The sequence below is a fragment of the Roseivivax marinus genome (assembly GCF_900109705.1).
Classification (GTDB): Bacteria; Pseudomonadota; Alphaproteobacteria; order Rhodobacterales; family Rhodobacteraceae; genus Roseivivax; species Roseivivax marinus.
The window spans coordinates 143810-169591 of the sequence record NZ_FOAI01000002.1; the positions used below are offsets into that span (position 1 = coordinate 143810).

The following is a 25782-nucleotide window of genomic DNA, read 5'->3' on the forward strand; positions in this document are numbered from 1 at the left end:
CCTGTCGATCCCGTCCGTTCTGCCACGCTCAGTCCCGCGGTCAAGCGACGCGATGCCGCGCGACCCCGCGGCGGGGCGTCCGGATGGCGCTGGACGGTCGGGGAAGTGCTGGAGCGGGCAGCGGGAATCGAACCCGCACCAAGAGCTTGGAAGGCTCGTGTGATACCATTTCACCATGCCCGCCCGGAGCCAGACCCGGATAATCCACGTGGACAGTGTGGTCAAGCGGGCGGGTGGCGCAAGTGAGCGCGCGTCCGGACGGCGGTGGCCGGTCCGCCTCCGTTCCGGAGAATTTGACGGTGGGGCGAACTGACAAACTCTGGGCGCAGGCAGCGGTGTCGGGATGCCTTTGGCAGAACATGGCCGCAAAGGAGAAGCGGGTTTCCTCGTGGTGTAGCATCTTGCGGACGCGCGAGAGGCACGTTCGGGCACCACCCCGCGCCGCGCTTCCGCCGCTTACAGGCCCCAGTTCCGCCACGGTCCAAAGCTAGGGGATGAAGTCAACGACACGGGTGGGGACCCTGTATCGTAGACGAGGTGCGAGAGATGCGTCGCAATATCGGAGCCGCCACCATCCTGGCCATGACCGCGCTGGCCACCACGGCCGTCGCGGAAGAGCACGAGGTGGTCATGCTCGGCGCCGGGTTCTTCCCGGAAATCATCCACCCGGTCCCGGGCGACACGGTGGTCTTCACCAACGCCGCCGATCTGCCCATGGCCGCCACGGCGACCGATGAGAGCTGGACCACCGGGCTGATCGCGGCGGGCGCGACATACACGCTCGCCATCACCGAGGGCATGACCAAGACCTACGACGACTCGGTCGTCGCCGCGGTGCTGACCGACACGACGACCTCCGAAGGCACCACGGCAGAGGGCACGACGTCCGAGGACCCCGCAACCGAAGAGACCGCGACGACCGACACGACGACCGATGACGGCACGACCACCTCGGAGGAAAGCACCGGGACCGAGCCAACCGGAACGATCGCCGGGATCATCGAGTGGGAAGAACCCGCGCCAATTCTCCTCGACGAAACCGGCAACCCGGTCGAAGTCGCTGACGAGGGCACCACGACGACCACGACCACCCAGTGATGTTTCCCTTGGCGCGCCGGAACTTCGGTGCGCCAAGGAGATCAGCCCGCTGATGTCGGCATGATCTGACGATCGGCGCTTCACGAATGTCCGGCGCACCGTGGGGCCTAAGACCGTTGCAAGTCGCAGCGGTCGCCCGCCTCTCCCTCGGTTCCCGCGCCGACTCGGCCTTGGGACCGGCGCCCATCCCAGAAAACGCTGGCCGCCGCCCTTCCTACCGGAACGATCAGCCCGGCGCGCGTTCCTCGAAGGCAAGCGTTCCCTCCGGTGCCGCGCGCATCAGGCGGGCGGCGCCCTTTCCCTCTTCGCCAAGCCAGAGCGGCCAGTCGTCTGGCTCGACGATCACCGGCATCCGGTTATGGATCTCGGCCATGCGGCCCTCTGCCTCTGTGGTCACGATGGCGCACGTGACCAGGTGAGTATCGTCGCGCTCCCAGACCTGCCAGATGCCGGCCATGACCAGCGGCGCGCCGTCGCTGCGGGTGATGAGGTACGGCTGTTTGCGGCCATCCTCGAAGCGCAGCCATTCGTAGAAACCCGAGGACGGGATCAGGCACCGGCGCTCGCGCGCGGCGGCACGGAAGGCCGGCTTGTCGGCCACGGTCTCGGCCCGCGCATTGATGAGAAGCGGGCCGCCCTTCACGTCGTCGTACCAGTGCGGCAGGAAGCCCCAGCGCATGGGTGCGAGGCGGCGAGTGCCGGCCTCGTCGGTGCGAATGGTGGCGATTTGCGTGGTCGGACGGACGTCCATGTTCGGCACGTCGGGGAGATCGTTGGCAGGGATCGCGTCGAAGATCTGCGCCATCGCCTCGGGCGGCAGTGTGACGGCAAAGCGGCCGCACATCAGGCGGCCCCGCCTCGACTGGTGCCAGAGAGGACCGAACGCCCCGAACCGAGCACGGATGTATCGCCTTCCGATCGCGGGACCTGTCCATAAGGCATGCCTGTCGCTGCCACCGCGGCTCCGGAGCCGGCGTGCTCTGCCTCGGCGCGCGCGCGCATCAGCCCGCCCCGGCCGCGGCGGCTGCGCCCCGGCCCCGGTAGAGACCCGAGCACAGCAGCAGACCCCACGGTGCGAGCTGATCCTCGATCCGAGCCCAAAGCGACGCGCCCGCGACCGGATCGAGCCCGGAGGCGCGGGTGATCTCGGCCACGCTCGAGCGTCCGTCGATGCGGGCGATCAGGGCGGCGGCGGCCTTGGGCAGCGACAGCCGCGCGGCGGCGCCGGCAAGAGTGATCGGCAGCGGCTTGCCCGCCTGCAGCGCCTTGGCCAATGTGCGGGGATCGGCGCCGCGCAGATGGGGAACGCTCGCGCCCTCGCGGCACGACGCGGTTCCGGGCGCAGACGGCGCCTCGTCCTCAGCCGCGGCAACGATGTAGGCCACGTGGGTCTTGATCGTGCCGCGCAGCTTCTCGGCGGCGGCCATGCGGACGCGCTCGGGCAGATCGCCGCCGTGGCCGGTCAGGCGCGAAAGGTCATAAAGCGCGGGCATGGTGAAAGAGGCGAGTTGCCAGCCGGTGTCGTCCAGCGTCTCGCAGAGCTCGGTCACGGTGTAGGGCCGGTCCTGACCGTGCAGCAGCAGGTCGTAGAACCCCGCGTCCGACGCCGCGTGATCGACGAGATGCGGATTGGTGCGGAAGGGATGACCCTCGGGCACGCGCTCGAGCATGGCACGGGCCGCCGCGAGCCGCTCCTCTGGCGCGAGACCCTCCAGCAGTGTCCCGAACGCGTCCTGCAGCGGGTAGACGCCGGACCGTCCGTAGGGCGCGTAGACCATGATCCCTGCCCCGCCGCCCGGAGCCAGCGCGGCGCGCAACGCGCGGAAGCCCGCGGGCGGATCCGGCAGATGATGCAGCACGCCGCAGCAATCGATGTAATCGAAGGTCCCGAGGTCCGGCGCGTCGAGCAGGCTGCCGGTTTCGAACCGCACGCCGGTGAGGCCGCGCGCCTCGATCCGCGCCTCGGCGATGGCACGCGCCCGATGGGAGAGGTCGATATAGGTGATCTCGTGCGGGACGCCGGCGCTGGCCAGCGTCTGAGCAAGCTGCACCACCCCATCGCCGGTGCCTCCCCCGGCCACCAGAACCCGCAGGGGCCGGGACCAGTCGCGGCGCCCGGCCCAGAGGTGGTGATCCATCTCCACCGGGTGCGACGGCGAGCCGATCACAAGCCGCTTCGCCTCGTCGGCGGGATCGCGTTCCGGATACGGGTAGGCGTCGTAGTGCTCGGTGACGGAAACCATGGGGCCTCGGACTGGCTGCGCCCCGGTGATAGCGCGCGGGCTGGGACCCGTCGAGAGCCGGGCGACGGGGCGCCGTCACCGAGAAGGGGCGGCCCGGTCTCCCGGTCCGCCCCTCGGATCGTGTATCCCGGTCGCGGCCCCTCGCATGGGCCGCCCGACCTTATTGCATGGTGATGCGGTCGTCGGTGTAGGGCTCGTAGGGACCCTGGTCGGCGAGGAATTCCGCGGTCACGTCGGCGAGATCGGGGCCATAGTCGTAGGCGTCCCGCGCGTCGATGAACATCGAGTAGCCGTCGCCACCGTTGCGGACGTAGTTGTTCGACACCACGCCGTAGAGCGTGTCGGGCTCGATCGGCTCACCGCCGATCATCACGTCGCTGACGCGGCTGCCCGGTTCGGCCGACGGATCGACGGCAAAGCTCATGCCCGCGACCTGCGGGAAGCGGCCGCCGCCTTCCTCGATCTGGCTGACGCCGTTCTCGAGAGCCTCGACGATCACCGAGCCGGAGACCCGGAAGGTCGACAGGGTGTTCTGGAACGGCAGCACCGTCAGGACCTCACCCATGGTGACCTCGCCCGAATCGATGGACGCGCGGAGGCCGCCGCCATTGGTGATGGCAACGTCGATGCCCTGGTCCTGAACGCGGTCGAGCATGGCATCGGCGACGAGGACGCCCATCTCGCAGACCTCGGCGCGGCAGGTCTCGCGCGACCCGTCGATCTCGGAGGCGGTTTCGGCGACCACCTCGTTGCGGATCTCGTCGAGAGGCTCCGCCGCCTCCGCGATGCGCGCGACGGTCTCCTCGTTCTCGGTGACGGCGGCATCCATGATGATCGGGGCGCCGGTGGCCTCGGTCACCACGCCCTCGTCGTCGAAGGTCACCGTCAGCTCACCCAGGAACTTGCCGTAGGCGTAGGCCTGCACGATGGCAGTGTCGCCCACCATGGTCGGATAGGGGCCTTCGGCGCCCTCCATGTCGCCCAGCAGCGTGTTGGTGTGGCCGCCCACGATCACGTCGACGCCGGTGGTCTCTTCGGCCACGCGCTGGTCGACGCCGTAACCCGAGTGCGACAGGACCACGATCTTGTTCACGCCTTCCTCGGTCAGGCGGTCGACCTCTGCCTGCACGGCCGGCACCGGATCGGAGAAGCTGATATTCGGGCCGGGGCTGGCCAGTTCGTCGGTGTCCTGCGGCGTCAGGCCGATCAGGCCGATCTTTTCGCCCGCGCGCTCGATCACCGTGGATTTCTGGATCGCGTCGGCCAGTTCGGGCTCTTCCGAAATATCGGCGTTCGACATCAGGATCGGGAAGTCGATGGCGTCCACGAACCCGCGCAGCACCTCGGGGCCGTCGTCGAATTCGTGGTTGCCCACGGTCATCGCGTCGTAGCCGAGCTTGTTCATCATCTCGGCGGCAAGCTCGCCCTTGTAGTAGGTGTAGAACAGCGTGCCCTGGAACTGGTCGCCGCCGTCGAGCAGAACGGGGTTCTCGGCACGTCCGCGGGCCTCTTCGATGGCGGTGACGAGACGGGCGGTGCCACCGAAGCACTCACCGGCCTCGTTGTCCTCGGCCGCGCAGGTCGAATCGTATTTCGAGATCGGCTCGAAGCGGGCGTGGAAGTCGTTCGTGTGCAGGATCGTCATCGTGTAGTCGGCCTGGGCGGCGGTCGCAGCGAGGGCTGCCACGGCGGCGGTCGACAGAAGGCGCAGGGTCATGCGGGATGTCTCCGGTGGGTCGTTCAACCGTTGGATGCTGCCCCGCTTCGCGCGGCCTTGTCAAAAGCCATGTGCGCGTGCGGGGCGTCCAGTTCAGGGCGACGCCACGTCGTTGCCCGCTTGACCGGCTTCTGGCGGCGCGGCATCAGGCAGGCATGACCCTCATCTACAAGATTTTCCGTGCCGACGAGATCGCCCACCTGATGCAGGAGGGCGAGACCGACGGCGCACCGGTCGACGTGGCCGACGGCTACATCCACTTTTCGACCGGAGAGCAGGTCGCGGCGACGGCGGCAAAACACTTTGCCGGCGAAGGCGACCTGACGCTTCTGGCCGCGGAGGCCGAAACGCTCGGTCCCGAGCTGCGGTGGGAGCCGTCGCGGGGCGGCGCGCTGTTCCCGCACCTCTACAGACGCCTGCGCACCGGAGATATCGCGTGGACGGCGCCGCTGCCGCTGCGTGACGGTGCGCACGATTTCGACGGTCTGATCGCATGAGCCTCGAACGGCTGGGCCTGTCGCTGCTGCACCGGCTGGATCCCGAGACCGCGCACGGACTGGCGCTGAAGGGCCTGCGCGCGGGGCTCGTTCCCCTGCCCGGCCCGGTAACCTCGCCGCGGCTGGCGACGTCCGTCGCCGGGCTCGACCTGCCGAATCCGGTGGGCCTCGCGGCCGGGTTCGACAAGAACGCCGAAGCGCTGGCACCGCTTGCGCGCGCCGGCTTCGGCTTCGTCGAGGTCGGCGCCGCGACACCGCGACCGCAGGAAGGCAACCCCCGCCCCCGCCTCTACCGGCTGGCCGAGGACCGCGCAGCCATCAACCGATTCGGCTTCAACAACCAGGGCGTCGGACCGATCGCGGAGCGGCTATCGCGTCGGCCCGAAAACGCGGTGCTCGGTCTGAACCTCGGGGCCAACAAGGACAGCAGCGACCGCGCCGCCGACTTCGCGACGGTGCTCCGGATCGCCGGGCCGCATCTCGACTTCGCGACCGTCAACGTCAGTTCGCCCAACACCGAGAAACTGCGGGACCTGCAGGGCAAGGCCGCCCTCGGCGCGCTTCTCGACGGGGTGATCGCGGCGCGCGATGCGCTGGAGCGGCGGGTGCCGGTGTTCCTCAAGATCGCGCCGGATCTCGACGCCGAGGGCCTGAAGGACGTGGCCGAGGTCGCGCTTGCCCACGGCGCCGACGCCATCGTCGCCACCAACACCACGCTGTCGCGCGACGGGCTGCGGTCGGCCCACGCCTCGGAGACCGGCGGGCTGTCGGGCGCACCGCTCTTCGAGCGCTCGACGGGGGTGCTCGCGCGGCTGTCGCAGCTGACCGGGGGCCGGCTGCCGCTGATCGGCGTGGGCGGCATCGCCACGGGCGCGGACGCCTACGCCAAGATCCGCGCCGGCGCCTCGGCGGTGCAGCTTTACACCGCTCTGGTCTACGAGGGCATCGGCCTTGTTCCGCGCATCGTGCAGGAGCTCGACGAGCTACTCGCCCGCGACGGCTTCGGATCGGTGGCCGACGCGGTGGGAACCGGGCGCGCGGACTGGCTCTGACCCGCCGAGGCCGGAGGGGCGCTGCCCCTCTGGCGCCTGCGGCGCCATTCACCCCGGAGTGCTTGCGACGAGAAGAAGGGCATGCGCGGCGCTTCTGTCCGGCGGGCGCGCGGGACTGACGGCGCCGCGCGGGGGCGGCCCGTGCCGGCGGTCGTCTTTGCGCGGCGAGGCCGGGCGACGGGCGACACCTTCAGAGGCGGGGCGGTGACGCGGTCTGTGCGGCGGTAACGAAGGCGCGGATGCGGTCCGGGTCCTTCAGCCCGGGGGCGCTTTCGACGCCGGACGAGACGTCGACCTGCGCCGCTCCGGTCATCGCTACGGCCTCGGCCACGTTGTCGGGTGTCAGCCCCCCGGCGAGCATCCATGGCACCGCGATGCGGGCGCCCGCGACCAGCCGCCAATCGAAGGCAAGGCCGTTGCCGCCGGGCAGCGCGGCGTCCTTCGGGGCCTTGGCATCCACCAGCACCTGGTCGGCGACGCGGGCGTAGCTGCCGATGCGCGCCACGTCCTCCGGCCCGGCGACCCCCACGGCCTTCATCACCGGCAGCCCGGTTCGGGCGCGCACCTCGGCCACGCGCTCGGGCGTCTCGCGGCCGTGCAGCTGGATCATGTCGAGCGGCACCTGCGCGAGGATATCATCCAGCAGGGTGTCTTCGGGATCGACCATGAGCCCCACCTTGGCGAGGCCCACCGGCGCCGCGAGCGCCAGATCACGGGCCCGGGGGATCTCGACGTGGCGGGGCGAGCGAGGGAAGAACACCAGCCCGCCGTAAGCCGCGCCGGCCTCGGCTGCGGCCTCCATGTCGGCCTCGCGCGTCAGGCCGCAGATTTTCACGCGCACGGGCGCGGTCGGGGTCATGGCGATACCTGTCGGGCGTAAAAGGGCCGGCGGGTGGCCCGGGCGCTCAGGCCCGGGTGCCGGAGTTGTCGAGGATCGCGAGGACCTCGTCCTTGCCACGGTCGCGCTCGGCCTGCGTGCGCTTGAGCTCGCGCTCGAGCTTGCGGGCCTCGGCGTCCTTCCGGGCGGCGCGCGCGCGGTGCTTGTATTCGCGCAGCCACTCCCAGACGAAGCCGATCAGCAGGCCGGCGACGATGCCGAGGAAGATCACAAGGAAGAGCGGCAGATCGCCTTCCCACTGGAACCCCAGCAGCGTTGCGACGTCGGGCGGCAGAAGACGCAGTGTCACGGAGCCGAGATTCGCCAGCGCCACGCAGACGAGGAGCGCCGCGAGCACGGCGAGGAATGCGTATCTGATGTAGCGCATGGGGGTCAGGCCTTTCCGTTCAGTCGGTCGCGCAGAAGCTTTCCGGCCTTGAAGAAGGGCACGTGTTTTTCTTCCACGTCAACCGCTTCTCCGGTGCGGGGGTTGCGACCCACCCGCGCATCTCTCTTCTTCACCGAGAACGCCCCGAAGCCGCGCAATTCGACCCGGTCGCCGCGCGACATCGCGCCGATGATCTCTTCGAAGATCGTGTTCACGATACGCTCCACGTCCCGCTGGTAGAGATGCGGGTTCTCATCGGCGATCTTCTGAATCAATTCGGACCGGATCACGGTGGCCCCTCCCTCGACGCCCCCGGCTGTGTCGCCGGATGTTGACCGGGAGTATAGCCAGACGAAGGCCCGACGGAAACCGAAAGGATGCAGGTAAAGGTTTGTCGGGCAAGGATTCGGCGCCCCGAACCCGGTTGAACGGCTCTTTCGCGCCCGGTGGCGGCTGTCGGGAGCGATGCCGGTGCGCTGCGCCCAAGGCCCCGCGTTGGCCGTACTGCATGATTCGGACGCCCGCAGCGGATGCGCCCTGCCGCTGCCTTCCGCACCCGTCCCGAAACGAGAAACGGCCCCGCCCGAGAGGGGGCGGAGCCGTCCGTGGATGTTTCATGCCCCGCAGGGCAGGCAGATCACTCGTCGTCGCGGTTCAGCGCTGCGCCGAGGATGTCGCCGAGCGACGCGCCGGAGTCGGAGGAGCCGTACTGCTCGACCGCTTCCTTCTCTTCGGCGATCTCGCGGGCCTTGATCGACAGGCCGAGGCGACGCGACTTCATGTCCACGTTGGTCACGCGCACGTCGATCTTGTCGCCAACCGAGAACCGCTCGGGGCGCTGCTCGGCACGGTCGCGCGACAGGTCGGAGCGGCGGATGAAGGACTTCATGCCCTCGTGCTCCACCTCGATGCCGCCGTCCTCGATCGCGGTGACCTCGACGGTCACGATCGAGCCGCGCTTGATGCCACCGGCTGCCTCGGCGAACTTGTCGCCGCCCAGCGCCTTGATGGAGAGCGAGATGCGCTCCTTCTCGACGTCGGTATCCTGAACCACGGCCTGGACGACGTCGCCCTTGCGGTAGTTCTGGATGGCATCCTCGCCACGCTCGTCCCAGCTGAGGTCCGAGAGGTGGACCATGCCGTCGATGTCGCCCTCGAGGCCGATGAACAGACCGAACTCGGTGATGTTCTTGACCTCGCCCTCGACCTCGGTGCCCGGGGGGAACTGCTCGTTGAACACTTCCCACGGGTTGCGCTGGGTCTGCTTGAGACCGAGCGACACGCGGCGCTTGGCCTGGTCGATCTCGAGGACCATGACCTCGACCTCCTGGGAGGTGGACACGATCTTGCCGGGATGGACGTTCTTCTTGGTCCACGACATCTCGGACACGTGCACGAGGCCCTCGACCCCCGGCTCCAGCTCCACGAAGGCGCCGTAGTCGGTGATGTTGGTGACCCGGCCGGTGTGCACCGACGACATCGGGTACTTGGCCGCCACCAGATCCCACGGATCTTCCTGCAGCTGCTTCATGCCGAGGCTGATGCGGTGGGTCTCGCGGTTGATCTTGATGACCTGAACCTTGACCGTCTCGCCGATCGACAGGATCTCGGACGGGTGGTTGACCCGGCGCCATGCCATGTCGGTGACGTGCAGCAGGCCGTCGACGCCCCCGAGGTCGACGAATGCGCCGTACTCGGTGATGTTCTTGACCACACCGTCGACCGCCTGGCCCTCTTCGAGGTTGGCGATGACTTCGGCACGCTGCTCTGCGCGGCTCTCCTCGAGGATCGCGCGGCGCGACACGACGATGTTGCCGCGGCGGCGGTCCATCTTGAGGATCTGGAACGGCTGCTTGAGGCCCATGAGGGGGCCTGCGTCGCGCACGGGGCGCACGTCGACCTGCGAACCGGGCAGGAATGCCACGGCGCCGCCGAGGTCGACGGTGAAGCCGCCCTTGACGCGGCCGAAGATGGCGCCTTCGACGCGCGCGTCGTCGGCATAGGCCTTCTCCAGGCGGTCCCAGGCTTCCTCGCGGCGGGCCATGTCACGGCTGATGACGGCCTCGCCACGTGCGTTCTCGGCAGCGCGGAGGTAGACTTCGACCTCGTCGCCGACGGTGATGCCCGAGTCCTCGCCGGGGTTGGCGAATTCCTTGAGATCGACGCGGCCTTCCATCTTGTAGCCGACGTCGATGATGGCCTGGCCCGCCTCGACGGCGATGACCTTGCCCTTGACGACAGTGCCCTCGTCGGGCGTGTCCATTTCGAGACTTTCGTTAAGGAGGGCCTCGAATTCCTCCATGGATGCGTTCGGCATATGTGGTTCGTTTTCCTTTACACGACGTTTTTCCGGCCGGGCGGTTGTCTCCGCCGGTCTTGGGTTGGTCAGATGGCGTCCGCATACGCGAAAGAGGGCCGGTGAAGTCCGACCCTGCTCATCCTCGTCCACGGCGGTTTCGCTCTGGTTGACGCGGGCCTGATACGGATTCGAAGCGCGTTTGGCAAGCCCGGAGGCCTGGCCAGCCGGCGTTTACCCGGGCGTAAGAGATCGGCGGGTAAGGAGCCAGCCATGTGGCACGGCATCCGAGATTTCTGCCTTCTGGCGATTCCCTGTATCGCGGCGCTGGCCGCGCCTTTCGCGGGCGTCGCTGGTGCGGCACCTGTCGCCGGCGCGCCGGTCCTCGTGATCGCCGGCGATCCGGTGGCGGTGGTGGCTGCGGCAGACGGGCGGCCCGTCGGTCCTGTTGCAGCGCCCCTGGCTGTCGTGGCCGCCGGGGACGGCGACTTTGCCCGCAGGCTTCGGAACGCGGGCGCCTGGCACGTCACCTCGGCCGCGTGGCTGGCCTCACTCTGCCTGATTTCGGGAACAACACGATGACAACGACTGACCTGATAACGGCGGGGGCCGTCAACGCGCCCCGCGTGGAACGCAACGCGCTCTCGACCCTTGCGGGGGTCAACGCTGCCTTCGTCCCGGCTGTCGGCCTGACCGCTTGGGCCACAGGCAACCCGCTGCTGTTTGCGCCGCTGCTGTCGGCGGTATTCGCGCTCTGCGCGCTCGGGGCACGCAGCGCGCGCGGGGGCTCCGCGCCGGTGGTCATGGCGCTGGCCAGCGTGGGACAGCCGATCGCGCTCACGGCGGCGCTCGCCGGACATCCGTGGCAGATCGACAGCCACATGCTCTTCTTCGCCGTGCTTGCGGGGCTCATCATGCTGCGCAGCGTGCCCGCGGTGCTCGCGGCGACGGGGCTCGTGGCGGCCCACCACCTGCTGCTTACCCTGTTCCTGCCGACGCTGGTCTATCCCAGCTTCGATCTCGCCGAGAACCTCGCGCGCACGGCGATGCATGCGGTGATCGTGCTCGGAGAGACCGCCGCCGTAATCTACGCCATCGGCCGGCAGCAGAGCCTTCTGGACGAGAATTCCGCGCAGGTCAGCCAGATGCAGCGCATCACGTCCGAGGCCGAAAGCGCGCGCGATGCCGCGCTCGCCGCGGGAAAGGACGCGGAAGCGCAAAAGGAAGAGGCCGAGACCATGCGAAAGCGATCGGAAGCCGCCTTGTCCCAGATCGAGAAGGAGCGTGCTCTCGCCGCGGACGCCGATGCCCGCGCCAGGGCGTTGGAATCCGAGACCCGGACGGCAGAAGATCGGCAGCGCGAGAGGCAGCGCGAGGTGATGCAGCATCTCGGCCGGGGGCTGAAGGCGCTCTCGGAAGGCAACCTGACCTTCCGCCTGACGGATGCATTCCCCGCCGACTACGAAGACGTTCGCACCCACTTCAATGGCGCGATGGATGCCATCGACGCGGCCGTCGCGCAGGTTTCCTCGCGCGCCGAAAGCATGCTCGAAGAGGTGCGCGGCCTGCGCAGCACCGCAGCCGACCTTTCGGACCGCTCCAAGCGCCAGTCTCACAGCCTCGAAAGCAGCGCGGGCTCTCTCAAGGAGGTGACCGACATCGTTCAGTCCACGGCCACTGGCGCCGCCGAGGCGTCGAAATCTTCGGCCGGGGCGCGCGAAAGCGTCGAGGAAAGTGGTCGCGTCGTCGCCCGCAGCTCCGAGGCGATGACGGCGATCAACGACTCGGCACAGGAGATCAACAAGATCATCGACGTGATCGATCAAATTGCCTTCCAGACGAACCTGCTCGCCCTAAATGCGGGGGTGGAGGCCGCCCGCGCAGGCGAGGCCGGCCGCGGTTTCGCGGTCGTGGCCACGGAGGTCCGAGAACTGGCGCAGCGGTCGTCGGACGCGGCACGCAACATCAGCGAGCTCATCTCCAAAAGCCAGGCGCATGTGGACGACGGCGTCCGCAACGTGGGCGAAACCGTCGCCTCCCTGCAAACCGTGGTCGACGCTGTCGTCGATATTTCCGGGCGCATCGATGCGATCGCCGCATCGGCAACGGAACAGGCGTCGGGCCTGGGCGAAATCAACCGCGCCGTCTCCGAGTTGGACGCCGACACGCGCCGCACCACGAGCCTGTCGAGCGACGCGTCCCGCGCTGCCGACACGCTCGCCGAAAGCGCTGCCGAGATGAAGCGTTTGACCTCGCGGTTCCGGCATTCCAGCGAGAGAGCCGCGCGTTCGGTCGCTGCATGACAGAGCGGCCCCTTGATTCGGATACCCCCAGGTCCAGCGCCGGCGCCAGGCCAAATGGTTTCCCGATCAGGTTTCCGCGCTTCAAAGCGAGAGGCGCGGGGCAGCATTCCTTTGCGATGCAAGTGCTCTTTCGAGGGCACCCCAAAACAATGACGCGCCTGCGCGCCCTGACACGAAAAAAGGGCGGTGTCTTGCGACACCGCCCCACGCCCGAATAATTGGCTCGGCTGGCTCAGCCGGCGTTTTCGCTCTGCATTTCCTGCAGACGCTGCGCGATGCGCTGGTTCAGGTCCTCATCCATCGACGCTGCACGGTTAATGGCCATGTAGTCTTCCATGGTCAGCCCCTCGACCTCTTCGATCGCGGTGCGCATCTCGGTGTTGGCCTCCTCGATCAGCGCCTGCTGCTCGGCCTCGTCCTCGACGCCCTGCAGCTGCGATGCGTACTGATCACGGATCTCGGTGACGTCCATGACTGCCGTCGCGAATGCCTCGATCTGGCTGTCCTCGAAGACCGGGGTTTCGGTCTCGGATTGCGCGTTGGCCTGCGGGGCTGCCGCATCGTCGCCCGACTGCATCGACTGATCGTCCGACTGCATGGTCTGGTCGCCCGACTGCATCGTCTGATCGCTTGTGTCCGGAGTCGCTTCCTGCGCCGCGACGAAGCTTGCCGGTGCGGCCGCGAGGGCGAGCGCCAGCGTGGCGGCGGTGAACGTACGGTTGCGAGCCATGTGAGCTCCTTTCGGTTCTCGTCTCTGCCGCGACGCGGTCATCGCGTCCGGTCGAGGCATACATGGGGAGCGTGCCGCACCGCGCAAACCCGGGCCTGGAAGGTAAGCGAAATCTTGCGTTTACCCCGCGTCGAGCGGGCGGCGATCCGCGCGGGTCGAATGGCTTTCAGGCCGACCGAGCCGCGATCGCGGCAAACGCCCGTGCGCGCACACCACGGGCGATGCGCGCTCGCACCCTTGCGGAACGAGGCAATTCGGAAACAGCGCCTTCGAACCGAGGGACGAAGTCTTGCCCGGTCAGTCCGCCCGCGCGCCTTCCACGAGGGCGATCGCCGCCGCCACGGATTCCTCGAGCGTCAGCGCGCTGGTGTCGAGAACCTCGGCATCGTCCGCCGCCTTCAGAGGCGCGTCGGCGCGCCCCATGTCGCGCGCATCGCGGGCGCGGATATCGTCGAGGACCGCGGCCAACGTGGTGTCATGCCCATCGCCGATCAGTTCGCGGAAACGGCGCTCGGCGCGGACCTCGGCCGTGGCCGTGACGAAGAGCTTGGCCTCGGCCTCTGGGCAGATCACGGTGCCGATGTCGCGTCCGTCGAGGACCGCGCCACCCGACCGGCGTGCGAACGCCCGCTGAAAATCGAGAAGCGCCGCGCGCACCTCCGGTATCGCCCCGACCTTGGAGGCCGCGACACCCACCTCGGCGGTGCGCAGTCCCGGGACGTCGAGATCGTCGGCCCGAAGCGCCTGCGCCACGGCGATGGGCTCTTCCCCTTGCATCATCCGCGCTCCGACCGCCCGGTAAAGCAGCCCGGTGTCGAGGTGCGCGAGGCCGAAGTGTTCGGCCAGCCGCCGCGCCACGCTGCCTTTGCCAGAGGCTGCCGGTCCGTCGATCGCGATCGTGAAGGCCATTCCGCTCACCCTTCGTTGCGTTGGATCTGCGCACCAAGCGCCGCCATCAGCGGCTCGAAGATCGGGAAGGACGTGGCGATGGGGCCACCGTCATCCACCGACATACCGCGCTGCGCCGCCATACCGAGCACGAGGAAAGACATGGCGATGCGATGGTCGAGCCGGCTTTCCACGGTCACACCGCCCGGCACGCCACCCTGGCCGCGACCGGTCACCGCCCACCAGTCCTCGCCCTCCTGGACCTCGACGCCGGCGGCGCGGAGACCCTGCGCCATGGCGTCGATCCGGTCGCTTTCCTTGACCCGAAGCTCCTTCACGCCGGTCATCAGCGTGCGTCCCTCGGCGCAGGCCGCCACGGCCGACAGGACGGGATACTCGTCGATCATCGACGCCGCGCGCTCGGGCGGCACCTCGATGCCGCGCAGGTCGGGCGAGAAACGCGCGCGCAGGTCGGCGACGGGCTCACCGCCCTCCTCGCGCTCGTTCTCGTATGTCAGGTCGGCGCCCATCTCGCGCAGCGTGGTGAAAAGGCCGGCGCGGGTCGGGTTCAGCCCGATGTTCGGGACCAGCACGTCCGAGCCCTCGACGATCAGCGCGGCGCAGACCGGAAAGGCCGCCGAGGACGGGTCGCGCGGCACCGCGATGCTCTGCGGGCGCAGCTCGGGCTGGCCGGTCAACGTGATGACCCGACCCTCGCGCGTATCCTCGGTGACGACCTGCGCGCCGAACCCCGCGAGCATCCGCTCGGAGTGGTCGCGCGTCGCCTCGCGTTCGATCACCACGGTCTCGCCCGGCGCGCCGAGGCCCGCGAGCAGGACCGCGGACTTCACCTGCGCCGAGGGCACCGGGGTCGCGTATCGCACCGGGACGGGTTCGGACGCACCGACGATGGTCATCGGCAGGCGCCCACCCGAGCGGCCGACGGCACGGGCGCCGAAGAGCGCGAGCGGATCGGTCACCCGCGCCATCGGGCGACGGTTGAGCGAGGCATCCCCGGTGAAGGTCGCGGTGATCGGTGTCGTGGCCATAGCGCCCATGATCAGGCGGACGCCGGTGCCCGAATTGCCGCAGTCGATGACGGTTTCGGGTTCGGCAAAGCCGCCCACGCCGACACCGTGGATGTGCCAGGTGTCGCCGCGCGTCTCGATCTCGGCGCCGAACGCCTGCATCGCCTTGGCGGTGTCGAGCACATCCTGCCCCTCTAGCAGGCCGGTCACGGTGGTCTCTCCCACCGCCAGCGCGCCCAGGATCAGCGCACGGTGCGAGATCGACTTGTCGCCGGGCACCTCGGCCGTGCCGGTCAGCGGGCCGGCGCGGTGGGCGGTCATGGGGATCGGCGTGCCGTGGCTCGACATTCTGGCGTGCTCCGCAGGGTCAGGTCACCGGGTGTTAGCAAGCACTGCGGCCGGGGTCCATCGTGGCCGCGCCGCCGCGACCGGGCGTGGCAGGCGCGCCGCGCTCAGGCCCGGCGAAAGGCGAGGTAGTGCGGCGTGCGTCCCTCGCGAAGGGCCTTCTGCTCGTAGCGGGTGGACAGCCAGCCCTCCCACGGCGTGCGCCAGTCGTCCGGCCCCTCGGCCAGCCACTCGAAGCCCGCCTTGGGCACTTCGGTCAGAGTCTGGCGTACATAGTCGGGAATGTCGGTGGCGACGCGGAACGGCGCGCCCGGCTTCAGCGCGCGGTGGAGCGGCGCGAGATGCTCCTCGGTCACGAAGCGGCGGCGGTGATGGCGCGCCTTGGGCCACGGATCGGGATAAAGAAGATAGGCGGCCGACAGGCTCTCGGGCGGGAGCACATCGAACAGGTCGCGGACGTCGCCGGGATGGATGCGGACGTTATCGGCCGCGCTGTCGCGCAGCTTGCCAAGCAACATGGCGACGCCGTTGATGTAGGGCTCGCACCCGATGAAGGCGCGGTCAGGAGAACCCTCGGCCATGTGGACAAGATGCTCTCCCCCGCCGAAGCCGACCTCCAGCACCACCTCGCGCTCGCCAAAAAGGTCGACGAGATCGAGAGGCGCGCGATCGGGGTTCGCGTCCCAGTCCACACCCGCCAGCGACAGCCGGGGCAGGTCCTCGTCGAGATAGCGCTCCTGCGCCGGGCGCAGGGCCTTGCCCTTGAGCCGTCCGTAGAAGTTGCGCCAGGGCGCACCGCTCTGATGTCGCGTGTCGGTCATGGCCGCGGCGGATAGCGCGCCGCGCGCGTCGTGGCAACAACGCGCGGTGCGCGGCCGGTCAGCCGCGGCGCAGGTGGGTGTGGGCGAAGGACAGCTTGTCCCGCACCCCTTGCGCCAGCACGAACGGGTAGAGGTCCGGCAGGTCGAGCGCGCGGTTCACGTGGTTCACCGCGATCGACATGGCCACCGCCTGCGTCACCAGCGCGTCGGTGTCGGCCTCGGCATAGGCGTCGTAGCCCGGCGGCGGCCCGTCGGGCAGCGCCAGTCCGGCGGACGCCGCGCTGTCCAGTAGGTCTGTCAGGTGCAACAGGTGTGCCAGCGTCTCTGCCCAGTCTTCGTGCGGGTGGGCGGTGGCGTAGCTGGTGACGTGGTTCTCTCCGGGTTGACCGGGGTCGGCGTAATGCCGTTCGAGCGCCTCGCCGTAATCCGCGCGTTCGTCGCCGAACAGGTCGCGGAAGCCCGAGAGGAAGGCCTCGTCCTCGGCCAGCCGCAGTTGCAGGAAGTGCGCCGTCTCGTGGCGCATGTGGCCCAGCATGGTGCGGTAGAGCTCGCCCAGCTGCTGCTGCCGCTCGGCCGACACCGTGTCCGAAGCCTCGGTCACGTTGATGGTGATGACGCCGTTTGCGTGCCCCATGACCACGTCGGCCTCGCCCCCGGCGGTCTGCTCCGACAGGAGCCGGAAAACCGGGCGCGCGCCGGGATCGGCGGGCGTGAACCAGCCCCACCGCGCGAGGTTGGCCAGCATCCAGCGCTTTGCGGCCTCCGTCTGCGACCAGAGCGGAAGGTTCTCGCCCTCGCGCAGGTCGGGGACGGTCTCGGTCATGGCGCAGGACCGGCAGAGGTCGCCTCCGTCGGCCTGCCAGTTGCAGGCGATGGTGTCGCGATTGGCGCAGGGCGCGGCGTCGCGGCGCATCCGCTGCTCGTCGGGGTCGAAGAAGACGGCGGCGCCGCAGGTGCACGACAGGTTGTGAAACCAGATGGGCGCATCGCAGGCGGGGCAGCGAAAGACTTGCACGGGAGTGGCTCCTCGAAGGGCGAACGGACGATCCGAGCCGGCTAACCCCCGCGGGGTGCAAAGGTTCCCGCGCGTCAGGCGTCAGCCGGCAAGGATCAGCAGGACGATGGAGATTGTCAGAACGACGATGCCCGCCACTTCTCGCGACGAGACGCGCTCGCCGAAGAACAGCGCCCCGGCGAGGATCGACAACGCCACCTCCACCTGCCCGAGCGCCTGCACGTAAGCCGCGCGTTCGAGGGTGTATGCGCTGAACCAGCAGAAGCTGCCGAGGATCGACGCCGCCCCGATCAAAGCGCCTGTCCGCCGGGCGGCCCAGACGCGGGACAGCTGACCCGGTTGAGCGACGGCCAGCCAGAGCCCGAGGCCCGCGGACTGCGCCGCGGTGACGATCGACAGCGTGACGAGGGAGCGGGTGACGGCGGCATCGGCCGCGACAGCCAGCGTGGCGCCCCGCACGCCGATGGCCGCCACGGCGAAGAGCGCGCCCGCAACCAGCCCGAGGATCAGCGTGCGCGGCGCGATGCGGAAGCCGCCGCCGGTCTCGGGCGGGATCGACAGCAGTCCCACGCCCACGACGCTGACCGACACAGCCGCCCAGCCCGCGACCGACAGCGGCTCGGACAGGACGATCAGCCCGAGGATCGCGGTCTGGACCACGGTCGTCTTCATCAGCGCGATGCCTACGGCAAGGTTGCGCGCCCGGAAGAGCGCGACCATCGCCATGGTCGCGAGGATCTGCGACAGCCCCGCCGCGCCGGCATAGGACCAGAAGCCCGGTGCGAGCGCGGGCAGCGGTGCGCCGTCGATTGTCAGCCACACCAGCGCCGCCAGCAACGCCAGCGGCGCGCCGAAGGCAAAGCGGGCAAAGCTCGACCCCGCGTCCGACAGCCCGCCGAGACTCAGCCGCTTGTGCAACGCGAAGCGCAGCGACTGCACCGTCGCCGCGCCCAGCGTGAAGGCGATCCAGGGGCTCAGCACCGGGCCGGGCTCAGTACGGGAACGGGTGCGCCTTCCACGCCGCGTCGAGGTCGGCGAGAAGGTCGTCGGACAACGTCACCTCGGCCGCGCCGAGCGCCCGCTCGAGTTGCTCGACCGTCGTCGCCCCGAGGATCGAGGACGACACGAAAGGCCGACGCGCCGACCATGCCAGCGCCATGTGCACCGGGTCGATCTCGTGCTTTCTCGCGATCTCCAGGTAGGCGTCCACGGCCGGGAACACGCGGTCCGAAAGCCGTCCACCCAGCGTGCCGTTCAGTGCCATGCGGCTGCCCTCGGGGACCGCGCCGTTCTGGTACTTGCCGCTCAGCAGGCCCGCGCCCAGCGGCGAATAGGGCAGAAGGCCCACGCCCTCGTTCACGCAGAGCTCGGCGATGTCGGTGTCGGCGTGCCGATACAGCAGCGAGTACTCGTTCTGGATCGTCTGCACTTCGGGTGCGCCGGCCTCACGGGCAAGACGCAGCCATTCCGCGGTGCCCCAGGTCGACTCGTTCGACAGGCCGAAATGGCGGATCGTGCCGCGCGTCACCTGGTCCTGCAGCCAGCCCAGCACGTCCTGCATGTGTTGCAGCGTGTCGGCGCGGTCCTGCTCCCACGGGGTGTAGGACCACATCTGCCGGAAGGCGAAGCTGCCGCGATTCGGCCAGTGCAGCTGGTAGAGGTCAATCACGTCGGTCTGCAGGCGGCGCAGAGAGCCTTCGAGCGCCTGCGTCAGCGTTTCGGGCGAGATAGGCGCGCCGTCGCGGACGGCCTGCTGGCCCTCGCCCGTGATCTTTGTGGCGACGATCCACTCGTCGCGGCGCCCGGTGGCGGCGAACCACTCGCCGATGATCTCTTCGGTGCGGCCGACCTTCTCTTTCGAAATGGGGTTCACCGGGTACATCTCGGCCGCGTCGAGGAAGTTGATCCCGGCGTCGCGGGCACGGTCGAGCTGGGCGTGCGCGTCCTTCACCCCGGTCTGGTTGCCGTAGGTCATGGTGCCGAGGCAAAGCTCGGTGACATCGAAGCCGGTGCGGCCAAGCGGTTTCGTCTTCATGTGAGGGGGCCTCCTTGCGGTCGCGCGGAACCTAGCGGCGCGCGGGCCGGGTGCAAGGAGGTCAGCCGTGTGCGCTGGCGCACGACGCGAACCGATGGTCCAGTTGCTCTCGGCTTGAGCACGGGGACCGCCCATGGGCCGGTTCAGCGCGCCCCGATATCCGCCGGCGCGACCGCCACCGATTTCAGCACCGCGTAGCACGACATTCCCTCGGCGAGCCTCAGCGCCTCCGCGCTTCGGCGGGTGACACGGGCCAGCAGCATGTCGTCGCCCGCCCGCAGCTGCGCCGTCACGCCTGGGCCGCCCCCGTATCGCAGGGCGGCCACCGTCACCGGCAGCACGTTCAGCGCCGAGATTCGCGCCGGCCGCTCTGTCGCGATCATCACGTCCTGCGCGAGGATCCGGACCCGAAGCGGGGTGCCCTCCGCGGCGTCGATCCGCGGCAGGTAGAGACGCCCGCCGGAAATCGACAGCTCCGTCACGCCGTCCTCGGCATGCGCGGCGACGCGGGCGGGCAGGACCGCGCCGGCCTCGCGCAGCCCCATCAGGTGAACGAGGCCCGGATCGGCCATCAGGTCCTCGGGCGGGCCCGCGCGCACCACCTGCCCCGCCTCCATAACGACGAGGTGCGAGGCCAACCGCGCGACCTCGGCCAGCGCGTGGGTGACGTAGAGGATCGGCACCCCGGTCTCGGCCCGGAGCCGTTCGAGATAGGGCAGGATCTCGGCCCGCCGCGCAGCGTCCAACGCGGCAAGAGGTTCGTCCATCAGAAGGATGTCCGGCTCGGACAAGAGCGCGCGCCCGATCGCCACCCGCTGCGCCTCGCCCCCGGAGAGGCCGCGCGGACGACGGTCCATCAGGTGCGCGATTCCCAGCATCTCGGCCACGCGGCCGCGCGCCGCGGCGGACGCCCCCCGCCGGGCATAGGCGAGGTTCCCCCCAACGGTCAGGTGTGGAAAGAGCCGTCCCTCCTGAAAGACGTAGCCGACGCGGCGTCGGTGCACCGGCACGTCGATCCCGCGAGCACTGTCGAAAAGCACCCGGTCGCCCACCGTGATCCGCCCCGTGTCCGGCCGCAACAGCCCTGCGACGGCGTTGACGACCGACGTCTTGCCCGAACCGGAGCGCCCGAACAGCACCGTCACCCCGGAGGGTGCGGAGAAGGCGGGCCCGAGTTCGAAATGGCCCAGCCGGTGCGCGATATCGATCTCTAGGTCCATGCGGCCTCGCGTGCGGTGGCGTCGGTCCGCTGCGGTCGGCGCGATTCCGGCTGCGAAGAGCATGTTGGTCCCGTCGGCACATCGCGCAGCACATGAAGGACGGCTCGGCGCACATGGGGTGAGGTGCACGCCAGTTCGACCCTCCGGCTGGGCTCATCGCATCTGCCAGTCGCATGACGGGGGGGCTGCAACGCCCACGCGATGTCTGCGCGCAGGCCCGAGGGCATGGCGTGGGTCGTAGCCGGCCGCGCCTCTGCTTGCGGACGGTCTCTGCTGCCGTCGCCCATCCCGCTCATCCCTCCCGGATGCGGGCGGCGACGCGCGCGCCCAGCCATTCCGACACCGCCAGCGCCGCCATTGCGATCGCGATGGAGATGGCCACGAGCACCAGGGCCGCGCGTTCTCCGCCGGGCACCTGTAGGAATGCGTAGATCGCCGAGGGCACGGTCTGGGTCTCGCCGGGGATGTTCGACACGAAGGTGATGGTCGCGCCGAATTCGCCCATCGCCTTGGCGAAGGCCAGAACCGCGCCCGCCACGATCCCCGGCGCGATCAGCGGCAGCGTGATGGTCAGGAACACGCGAACCCGCGACGCGCCGAGCGTGGCCGCAGCCGATTCTAGCCGCGGATCCACGGCCTCGACCGCCAGACGGATGGCCCGCACCAGCAGCGGGAACGCCATGATCGCCGCCGCGAGCGCCGCACCGGTCCAGCGGAAGGCCAGCGTGATCCCGAACCAGTCGTGCAGCCACGCGCCCACCGGCCCCTGCCGCCCGAACGTCATCAACAGCAGGTAGCCCGTGACCACCGGCGGCAGCACCAGCGGCAGGTGGACGAGCCCGTTCAGAAGACCACGCCCCGGGAAGCGGCCGCGCGCCAACGCGATCGCGGCGAGCAGGCCGAGCGGCAGGCTCGCCAGCGTCGCCACCAGCGACACCCGCAGCGACAGAGCCACTGCCTGCCACGCCTCGGGGCCCAGCGCCTCCACCCGCCTCAGTCCGCGTCGCCGGTGTCGAAGCCGTGGCTGTCGAGCACCGCGCGCCCGGCCTCGGTACCGAGCCAGTCGAGGAAGGCCGCGGCGGCCCCGGGGGCGTCGGCCTCGGCGGTCACGGCGCCGGGATAGACGATGGGATCGTGGGAGTCGTCGGCAAAGGTGCCGGCAACATGCACGCGCGGCTCGGCGGCAGCGTCCGTGGCGTAGACGATGCCCAGCGGCGCCTCGCCCAGCGCGACCAGCGCCAGCGCCGCGCGCACGTTGTCGGCCTGCGCCACGCGGGGGGCCAGTGCCTCCCACCTGCCGAGCGAGGTCAGCGCCTGCCGCCCGTAGATGCCCGCCGGTACCGCGTCGACGAGCGCCATGGCGAGCCGGCCTTCCGGGCCGAGCGCACCGGCGATATCGGTGTCGGCGGTCACCTCTTCGGTGCTGTCCTCGCCCGCGCCGGAGGCGATCAGGACCAGCGAGGTCCGCGCGACGTCGCGGCGGGTGCCCGTGTCGATCATGTCGCGGTCGGTCAGCCAATCCATCCAGTCGGCATTGGCCAGCACGACCGCGTCGGCGGGCGCCCCCTGCGCGATCTGCCGCGCCAGCGCCGAGCTGCCCGCGGGCGCGACGGTGACCTCGTGCCCGGTCTCGGCGCCCCAGGTCTCGCCCGCCTCGGTCATCGCGTCGCCCAGCGAGGCGGCGGCGAACAGCGTGACCGTCTCGGCCCGCGCGTTCGCGGCCGAGGCGAGGATCATGGCGACGCCGAGAAGCGGCAGCGCAGGGCGGAACATGGGCACGGACCTTTCGGGACGGATCGCGCGCAGTTTCAGGGCGTTGGGCGCCGAGAACAAGGGGCGCCGGCCGCGCACCCCCGTTCCATCTCCGGACGGGCCGGTTCTCGCATCGAATCGTTGAGAACAAATAAAGAACAAACTACCCTCTCTCCATGCCCCGCTCTGCCGCCTCCGTCCTGACCCGCGCGCCGCACGCGCCGCCCCCTGCCCTGTCGCTCTGGGACGAGGTGGCGCTGCCGCTGTCGCGGGTGCACGAGGTCTGCGGCGGGGCGCGGCGGACCCTGGCGCTGCGGATCGCCTCCGAAACCGGCGGCCCGGTGATCTGGATCGCGCCGTCCTGGGGCCGCGACCCGCTGCACCCCGACGGCATCGCCGGGCTGATCGAGCCGCGCGAGGTCCTCTTCGTCTCGCCCCGCCGTCCCGAGGACATGCTCTGGTCGATGGAGGAAAGCCTGCGCGCGGGCGTGGCGCCGCTGGTGGTGGCCGACCTGCCCGAGCCGCCGCCGCTGACCCCGGTCAGGCGCCTGCACCTCGCCGCCGAGGCCGGCACCACCGAGGGCACGGTGCGACCGCTCGGCCTGCTGCTGACCCCCGGTGCCGGCGGCGCGCCCGGTGTCGAGACCCGCCATCGCATGGAGCCCGCCCATGCCGGCGGCGCCTCGCGCTGGCGGCTCGAGCGGCTGCGCGCCCGGATGGCCCCGCCCAAGACGTGGGAGGTCACCGAGACCGGCCTCGCCCCGTCCGTCGCGTCGGTCTGACAGGAAGACGGGCAGCCAAACGCACGCTGCGTGCCTCGCGACAACCTGAGGCTCACCCGAACACGGCCCGGACTCAGCTCCGACGCGCCCGTCCGGTCGCGGCACTGGCACTTCGCCGTCCCGTTCGCTAGGACGGCCCCAACCTGACGACACCTCGGCGGAGCGACATGGCACGGCATCTCATCACCTCGGCCATCCCCTACATCAACGGGATCAAGCATCTGGGCAACCTCGTGGGCAGCCAGCTGCCCGCCGACCTCTACGCCCGCTACCAGCGGGCGCGGGGCCACGAGGTGCTGTTCCTGTGCGCCACCGACGAACACGGCACCCCTGCCGAGCTGGCGGCGGCCAAGGCCGGCAAGCCCGTCGCCGACTACTGTGCCGAGATGCACGGCGTGCAGGCGAAGCTGGCCGAGGGGTTCCGGCTGTCCTTCGACCATTTCGGCCGCTCCTCCAGCCCGCAGAACCACAGGCTGACGCAGGCCTTCGCCAAGGCGCTCGACGAGGCCGGGCTGATCCGCGAGGTCAGCGAGACGCAGATGTATTCCCCCGAGGACGGACGCTTCCTGCCCGACCGCTACATCGAGGGCACCTGCCCGAACTGCGGCTTCGAGAGTGCCCGGGGCGACCAGTGCGACAACTGCACCAAGCAGCTCGATCCGGTCGACCTGATCGACCCGCGCTCGACCATCTCGGGGGCCACGAACCTCGAGATGCGCGAGACCAAGCACCTGTTCCTCCGCCAGTCGGCGATGAAGGACGAGCTCGAGGCGTGGATCGACACCAAAGCCGACTGGCCGGTGCTGACCACCTCGATCGCCAAGAAGTGGCTGAATGACGGCGACGGCCTGCAGGACCGCGGCATCACCCGCGACCTCGATTGGGGCGTGCCGGTGCAGCGCGGGGACGAGCCCTGGGCGGGCATGGAGGGCAAGGTCTTCTACGTCTGGTTCGACGCGCCGATCGAGTACATCGCCTGCGCGCAGGAGTGGGAAGAGGCCGGCAAGGGCTCGGACTGGGCGCGCTGGTGGCGCACCGACGCGGGCGCGGACGACGTGCGCTATACGCAGTTCATGGGCAAGGACAACGTGCCCTTCCACACCCTGTCGTTCCCCGCAACGATCCTCGGGTCGGGCGAGCCGTGGAAGCTGGTCGATTACATCAAGTCGTTCAACTACCTGAACTACGAGGGCGGCCAGTTCTCGACCTCGCGCGGGCGCGGCGTGTTCATGGACCAGGCCCTCGACATCCTGCCCAGCGACTACTGGCGCTGGTGGCTGCTGTCCCATGCGCCCGAGTCCAATGACGCCGAGTTCACGTGGGAGAACTTCCAGTCGTCGGTGAACAAGGACCTTGCCGACGTGCTGGGCAACTTCGCCAGCCGGGTCACCAAGTTCTGCCGCTCCAAGTTCGGAGAGGACGTGCCCGCGGGCGGCACCTTCGGCGACCGCGAGCGCCAACTGGTCGCGGACCTGTCGGCCAAGATCGGCGAATACGAGGCGCACATGGAGGCGATCGAGGTCCGCAAGGCCGCCGCCGCCCTGCGCGCGGCGTGGGTGCTGGGCAACGAGTACCTTCAGGAAGCCGCGCCCTGGTCGACCTTCAAGGAAGACCCCGAGACCGCGGCCATGCAGATCCGGCTCGGTCTGAACCTGATCCGTCTTTACGCGGTGATCTCGTCGCCGTTCATTCCCGATGCCTCCGCGCAGCTGCTCGAGGCGATGAAGGCCGGCGACGCCGACTGGCCGTCGGAACTGGACGCGGACCTTCAGAAACTGGGCGCGGGCCACGCCTTCACGGTCCCGGACGTCACCTTCCGCAAGATCGCGGATGCCGAGCGCGAGGACTGGCAGGCGCGTTTCGCCGGCACGCGCTGAGGCGCGCTCAGCCGCACCATCGGGTCACGCATGAAAAAGCCGCCGGGCCATAAGGCGCCGGCGGCTTCTTTTGATCAGAGAGATCGTGAGATCAGGCGGCTTTGATCTCGACCAGCTCGATGTCGAAGTTCAGGTCCTGCCCGGCCAGCGGGTGGTTCGCGTCGAGCGTGACCTCGGACTCGTTCACGTCGGCGACAACGACCGGAACGGTCTGTCCGTTCGGGGTCTGGACCTGCAGCTGCGTGCCGGGATCGAGCGGGATGTGATCCGGGATCTCGGTGCGCGGCACGGTCTGCGTGGCGTCGGGATTGCGGTCGCCATAGGCTTCGGCGGCCGGCACTGCGACGGTCTTCTTCTCGCCGACGTTCATGCCGGGCATGGCGCTGTCGAGGCCGGGAATGATCTGGCCCGAGCCGACGGTGAACTCGAGCGGGTCGCGGCCCGCGCTCGAGTCGAAGGTCGACCCATCAGCCAGCGTTCCGGTATAGTGGATGAGAACGGTATCGCCCGTTTTGACTTCGGTCATCATGACCTCCGGTTCAGGTTCGGGTGTATCTTGCGAGGCCACGGCGCGGATGCCGCGGGTAACTCGCCTTTGCGGGTTCGATCACGAATCGTAAGCATCGTGTCCGTCCTTTGCAAAGGGGCGGGCACGATTCATCTGCCCCGAGCGCGATATTTCCCCAACGTCAGGTGGAAACTCGGCGGTTTCCCCCGGTTTTGTGTGACAATAGCGCCATTTTGGGCCCCCGAGACACTGCACGGTGGACGGTCCGGGTGTGATTCCCGGCCCCGCCTGCAATGATCGGGTCCAGACC

25 protein-coding genes and 1 tRNA gene are annotated in these 25782 nt (G+C 69.5%); 7 read left to right on the plus strand and 19 right to left on the minus strand.

Annotation, left to right across the window (positions count from 1 at the left end; translation table 11 throughout):
* Nucleotides 1–109: 109 nt before the first annotated feature.
* Nucleotides 110–183: transfer RNA gene (locus BMX29_RS03325), tRNA-Gly, on the minus strand.
* Nucleotides 184–546: 363 nt separating this feature from the next.
* Between BMX29_RS03325 and BMX29_RS03330 the strand changes: the two genes are divergently transcribed.
* Nucleotides 547–1098, plus strand: coding sequence for a cupredoxin domain-containing protein (locus BMX29_RS03330; protein ID WP_051487438.1), 552 nt, complete (start codon nucleotides 547–549; stop codon nucleotides 1096–1098).
* A 226-nt stretch (nucleotides 1099–1324) separates the two neighbouring features.
* Here the strand turns inward: BMX29_RS03330 and BMX29_RS03335 are convergent, their stop codons facing one another.
* The 3 genes from BMX29_RS03335 to BMX29_RS03345 form a co-directional block, all read right to left on the minus strand.
* Complete coding sequence (locus tag BMX29_RS03335) at nucleotides 1325–1942, minus strand: SOS response-associated peptidase (RefSeq protein WP_092810390.1); 618 nt, start codon at nucleotides 1940–1942, stop codon at nucleotides 1325–1327.
* 157 nt (nucleotides 1943–2099) lie between these two features.
* Nucleotides 2100–3341, minus strand: coding sequence for a class I SAM-dependent methyltransferase (locus tag BMX29_RS03340; RefSeq protein ID WP_092810392.1), 1242 nt, complete (start codon nucleotides 3339–3341; stop codon nucleotides 2100–2102).
* A gap of 160 nt (nucleotides 3342–3501) precedes the next feature.
* A complete protein-coding gene (locus tag BMX29_RS03345) occupies nucleotides 3502–5058 on the minus strand; it encodes a bifunctional metallophosphatase/5'-nucleotidase (protein WP_092810394.1) in 1557 nt (518 codons plus the stop codon).
* Between the two features lie 155 nt (nucleotides 5059–5213).
* Here BMX29_RS03345 and BMX29_RS03350 point away from each other — a divergent pair, with 155 nt between their 5' ends.
* Together BMX29_RS03350 and BMX29_RS03355 are read left to right on the plus strand one after the other, a co-directional pair.
* Nucleotides 5214–5555: a DUF952 domain-containing protein gene (locus tag BMX29_RS03350; protein WP_244889134.1), complete on the plus strand. Its 342-nt coding sequence runs from the start codon at nucleotides 5214–5216 to the stop codon at nucleotides 5553–5555.
* Nucleotides 5552–6607, plus strand: a complete 1056-nt coding sequence (locus BMX29_RS03355) for a quinone-dependent dihydroorotate dehydrogenase (RefSeq protein WP_092810398.1) — start codon at nucleotides 5552–5554, stop codon at nucleotides 6605–6607. The genes BMX29_RS03350 and BMX29_RS03355 overlap by 4 nt, the downstream gene beginning before the upstream one ends.
* A 190-nt stretch (nucleotides 6608–6797) precedes the next feature.
* Here the strand turns inward: BMX29_RS03355 and BMX29_RS03360 are convergent, their stop codons facing one another.
* From BMX29_RS03360 to rpsA, 4 genes are all read right to left on the minus strand, one after another.
* Nucleotides 6798–7466, minus strand: a complete 669-nt coding sequence (locus BMX29_RS03360; RefSeq protein WP_092810400.1) for a phosphoribosylanthranilate isomerase — start codon at nucleotides 7464–7466, stop codon at nucleotides 6798–6800.
* A 46-nt stretch (nucleotides 7467–7512) separates the two neighbouring features.
* Complete coding sequence (locus tag BMX29_RS03365; RefSeq protein WP_043842962.1) at nucleotides 7513–7872, minus strand: LapA family protein; 360 nt, start codon at nucleotides 7870–7872, stop codon at nucleotides 7513–7515.
* A 5-nt stretch (nucleotides 7873–7877) separates the two neighbouring features.
* Complete coding sequence (gene ihfB, locus BMX29_RS03370; RefSeq protein WP_043842960.1) at nucleotides 7878–8162, minus strand: integration host factor subunit beta; 285 nt, start codon at nucleotides 8160–8162, stop codon at nucleotides 7878–7880.
* Between the two features lie 347 nt (nucleotides 8163–8509).
* A complete protein-coding gene (rpsA, locus tag BMX29_RS03375; RefSeq protein ID WP_276202305.1) occupies nucleotides 8510–10321 on the minus strand; it encodes a 30S ribosomal protein S1 in 1812 nt (603 codons plus the stop codon).
* Between the two features lie 120 nt (nucleotides 10322–10441).
* Between rpsA and BMX29_RS03380 the strand changes: the two genes are divergently transcribed.
* Together BMX29_RS03380 and BMX29_RS03385 are read left to right on the plus strand one after the other, a co-directional pair.
* Complete coding sequence (locus tag BMX29_RS03380) at nucleotides 10442–10750, plus strand: hypothetical protein (protein ID WP_092810402.1); 309 nt, start codon at nucleotides 10442–10444, stop codon at nucleotides 10748–10750.
* On the plus strand, nucleotides 10747–12471 hold the full coding sequence (locus tag BMX29_RS03385; RefSeq protein ID WP_092810404.1) for a methyl-accepting chemotaxis protein: 1725 nt from the start codon (nucleotides 10747–10749) through the stop codon (nucleotides 12469–12471). The genes BMX29_RS03380 and BMX29_RS03385 overlap by 4 nt, the downstream gene beginning before the upstream one ends.
* A 232-nt stretch (nucleotides 12472–12703) precedes the next feature.
* Here BMX29_RS03385 and BMX29_RS03390 read toward each other — a convergent pair whose 3' ends face one another.
* The 10 genes from BMX29_RS03390 to modA form a co-directional block, all read right to left on the minus strand.
* The gene (locus BMX29_RS03390; protein ID WP_043842954.1) at nucleotides 12704–13201 is read right to left on the minus strand and encodes a DUF4168 domain-containing protein; all 498 of its coding nucleotides are present in this window, start codon (nucleotides 13199–13201) and stop codon (nucleotides 12704–12706) included.
* A gap of 297 nt (nucleotides 13202–13498) precedes the next feature.
* The gene (locus BMX29_RS03395) at nucleotides 13499–14110 is read right to left on the minus strand and encodes a (d)CMP kinase (protein WP_092810406.1); all 612 of its coding nucleotides are present in this window, start codon (nucleotides 14108–14110) and stop codon (nucleotides 13499–13501) included.
* Nucleotides 14111–14115: 5 nt separating this feature from the next.
* On the minus strand, nucleotides 14116–15465 hold the full coding sequence (aroA, locus tag BMX29_RS03400) for a 3-phosphoshikimate 1-carboxyvinyltransferase (protein WP_092810408.1): 1350 nt from the start codon (nucleotides 15463–15465) through the stop codon (nucleotides 14116–14118).
* A gap of 104 nt (nucleotides 15466–15569) precedes the next feature.
* Complete coding sequence (gene trmB / locus BMX29_RS03405) at nucleotides 15570–16283, minus strand: tRNA (guanine(46)-N(7))-methyltransferase TrmB (RefSeq protein WP_092810410.1); 714 nt, start codon at nucleotides 16281–16283, stop codon at nucleotides 15570–15572.
* A 58-nt stretch (nucleotides 16284–16341) separates the two neighbouring features.
* A complete protein-coding gene (locus BMX29_RS03410) occupies nucleotides 16342–17298 on the minus strand; it encodes a zinc-binding metallopeptidase family protein (RefSeq protein WP_092810412.1) in 957 nt (318 codons plus the stop codon).
* Between the two features lie 81 nt (nucleotides 17299–17379).
* On the minus strand, nucleotides 17380–18279 hold the full coding sequence (locus BMX29_RS03415; RefSeq protein ID WP_244889135.1) for a DMT family transporter: 900 nt from the start codon (nucleotides 18277–18279) through the stop codon (nucleotides 17380–17382).
* Between the two features lie 10 nt (nucleotides 18280–18289).
* Nucleotides 18290–19333 carry an aldo/keto reductase gene (locus BMX29_RS03420; protein ID WP_092810414.1) on the minus strand — a complete coding sequence of 348 codons (1044 nt, stop codon included), beginning with the start codon at nucleotides 19331–19333 and terminating at the stop codon, nucleotides 18290–18292.
* A 143-nt stretch (nucleotides 19334–19476) separates the two neighbouring features.
* Nucleotides 19477–20553, minus strand: a complete 1077-nt coding sequence (modC, locus tag BMX29_RS03425; protein ID WP_092810772.1) for a molybdenum ABC transporter ATP-binding protein — start codon at nucleotides 20551–20553, stop codon at nucleotides 19477–19479.
* A gap of 292 nt (nucleotides 20554–20845) precedes the next feature.
* The gene (gene modB / locus BMX29_RS03430; RefSeq protein ID WP_092810416.1) at nucleotides 20846–21541 is read right to left on the minus strand and encodes a molybdate ABC transporter permease subunit; all 696 of its coding nucleotides are present in this window, start codon (nucleotides 21539–21541) and stop codon (nucleotides 20846–20848) included.
* Between the two features lie 5 nt (nucleotides 21542–21546).
* Nucleotides 21547–22326, minus strand: coding sequence for a molybdate ABC transporter substrate-binding protein (modA, locus tag BMX29_RS03435; protein ID WP_092810774.1), 780 nt, complete (start codon nucleotides 22324–22326; stop codon nucleotides 21547–21549).
* Between the two features lie 155 nt (nucleotides 22327–22481).
* Here modA and BMX29_RS03440 point away from each other — a divergent pair, with 155 nt between their 5' ends.
* Together BMX29_RS03440 and metG are read left to right on the plus strand one after the other, a co-directional pair.
* Nucleotides 22482–23087 carry an ImuA family protein gene (locus tag BMX29_RS03440; RefSeq protein ID WP_092810418.1) on the plus strand — a complete coding sequence of 202 codons (606 nt, stop codon included), beginning with the start codon at nucleotides 22482–22484 and terminating at the stop codon, nucleotides 23085–23087.
* A gap of 167 nt (nucleotides 23088–23254) precedes the next feature.
* Nucleotides 23255–24964 (plus strand): methionine--tRNA ligase, encoded by a 1710-nt coding sequence (metG, locus tag BMX29_RS03445; protein ID WP_092810420.1) that lies wholly within the window; start codon nucleotides 23255–23257, stop codon nucleotides 24962–24964.
* A gap of 91 nt (nucleotides 24965–25055) precedes the next feature.
* Here metG and BMX29_RS03450 read toward each other — a convergent pair whose 3' ends face one another.
* Nucleotides 25056–25490 carry an FKBP-type peptidyl-prolyl cis-trans isomerase gene (locus tag BMX29_RS03450; RefSeq protein WP_043843326.1) on the minus strand — a complete coding sequence of 145 codons (435 nt, stop codon included), beginning with the start codon at nucleotides 25488–25490 and terminating at the stop codon, nucleotides 25056–25058.
* Nucleotides 25491–25782 lie beyond the last annotated feature (292 nt).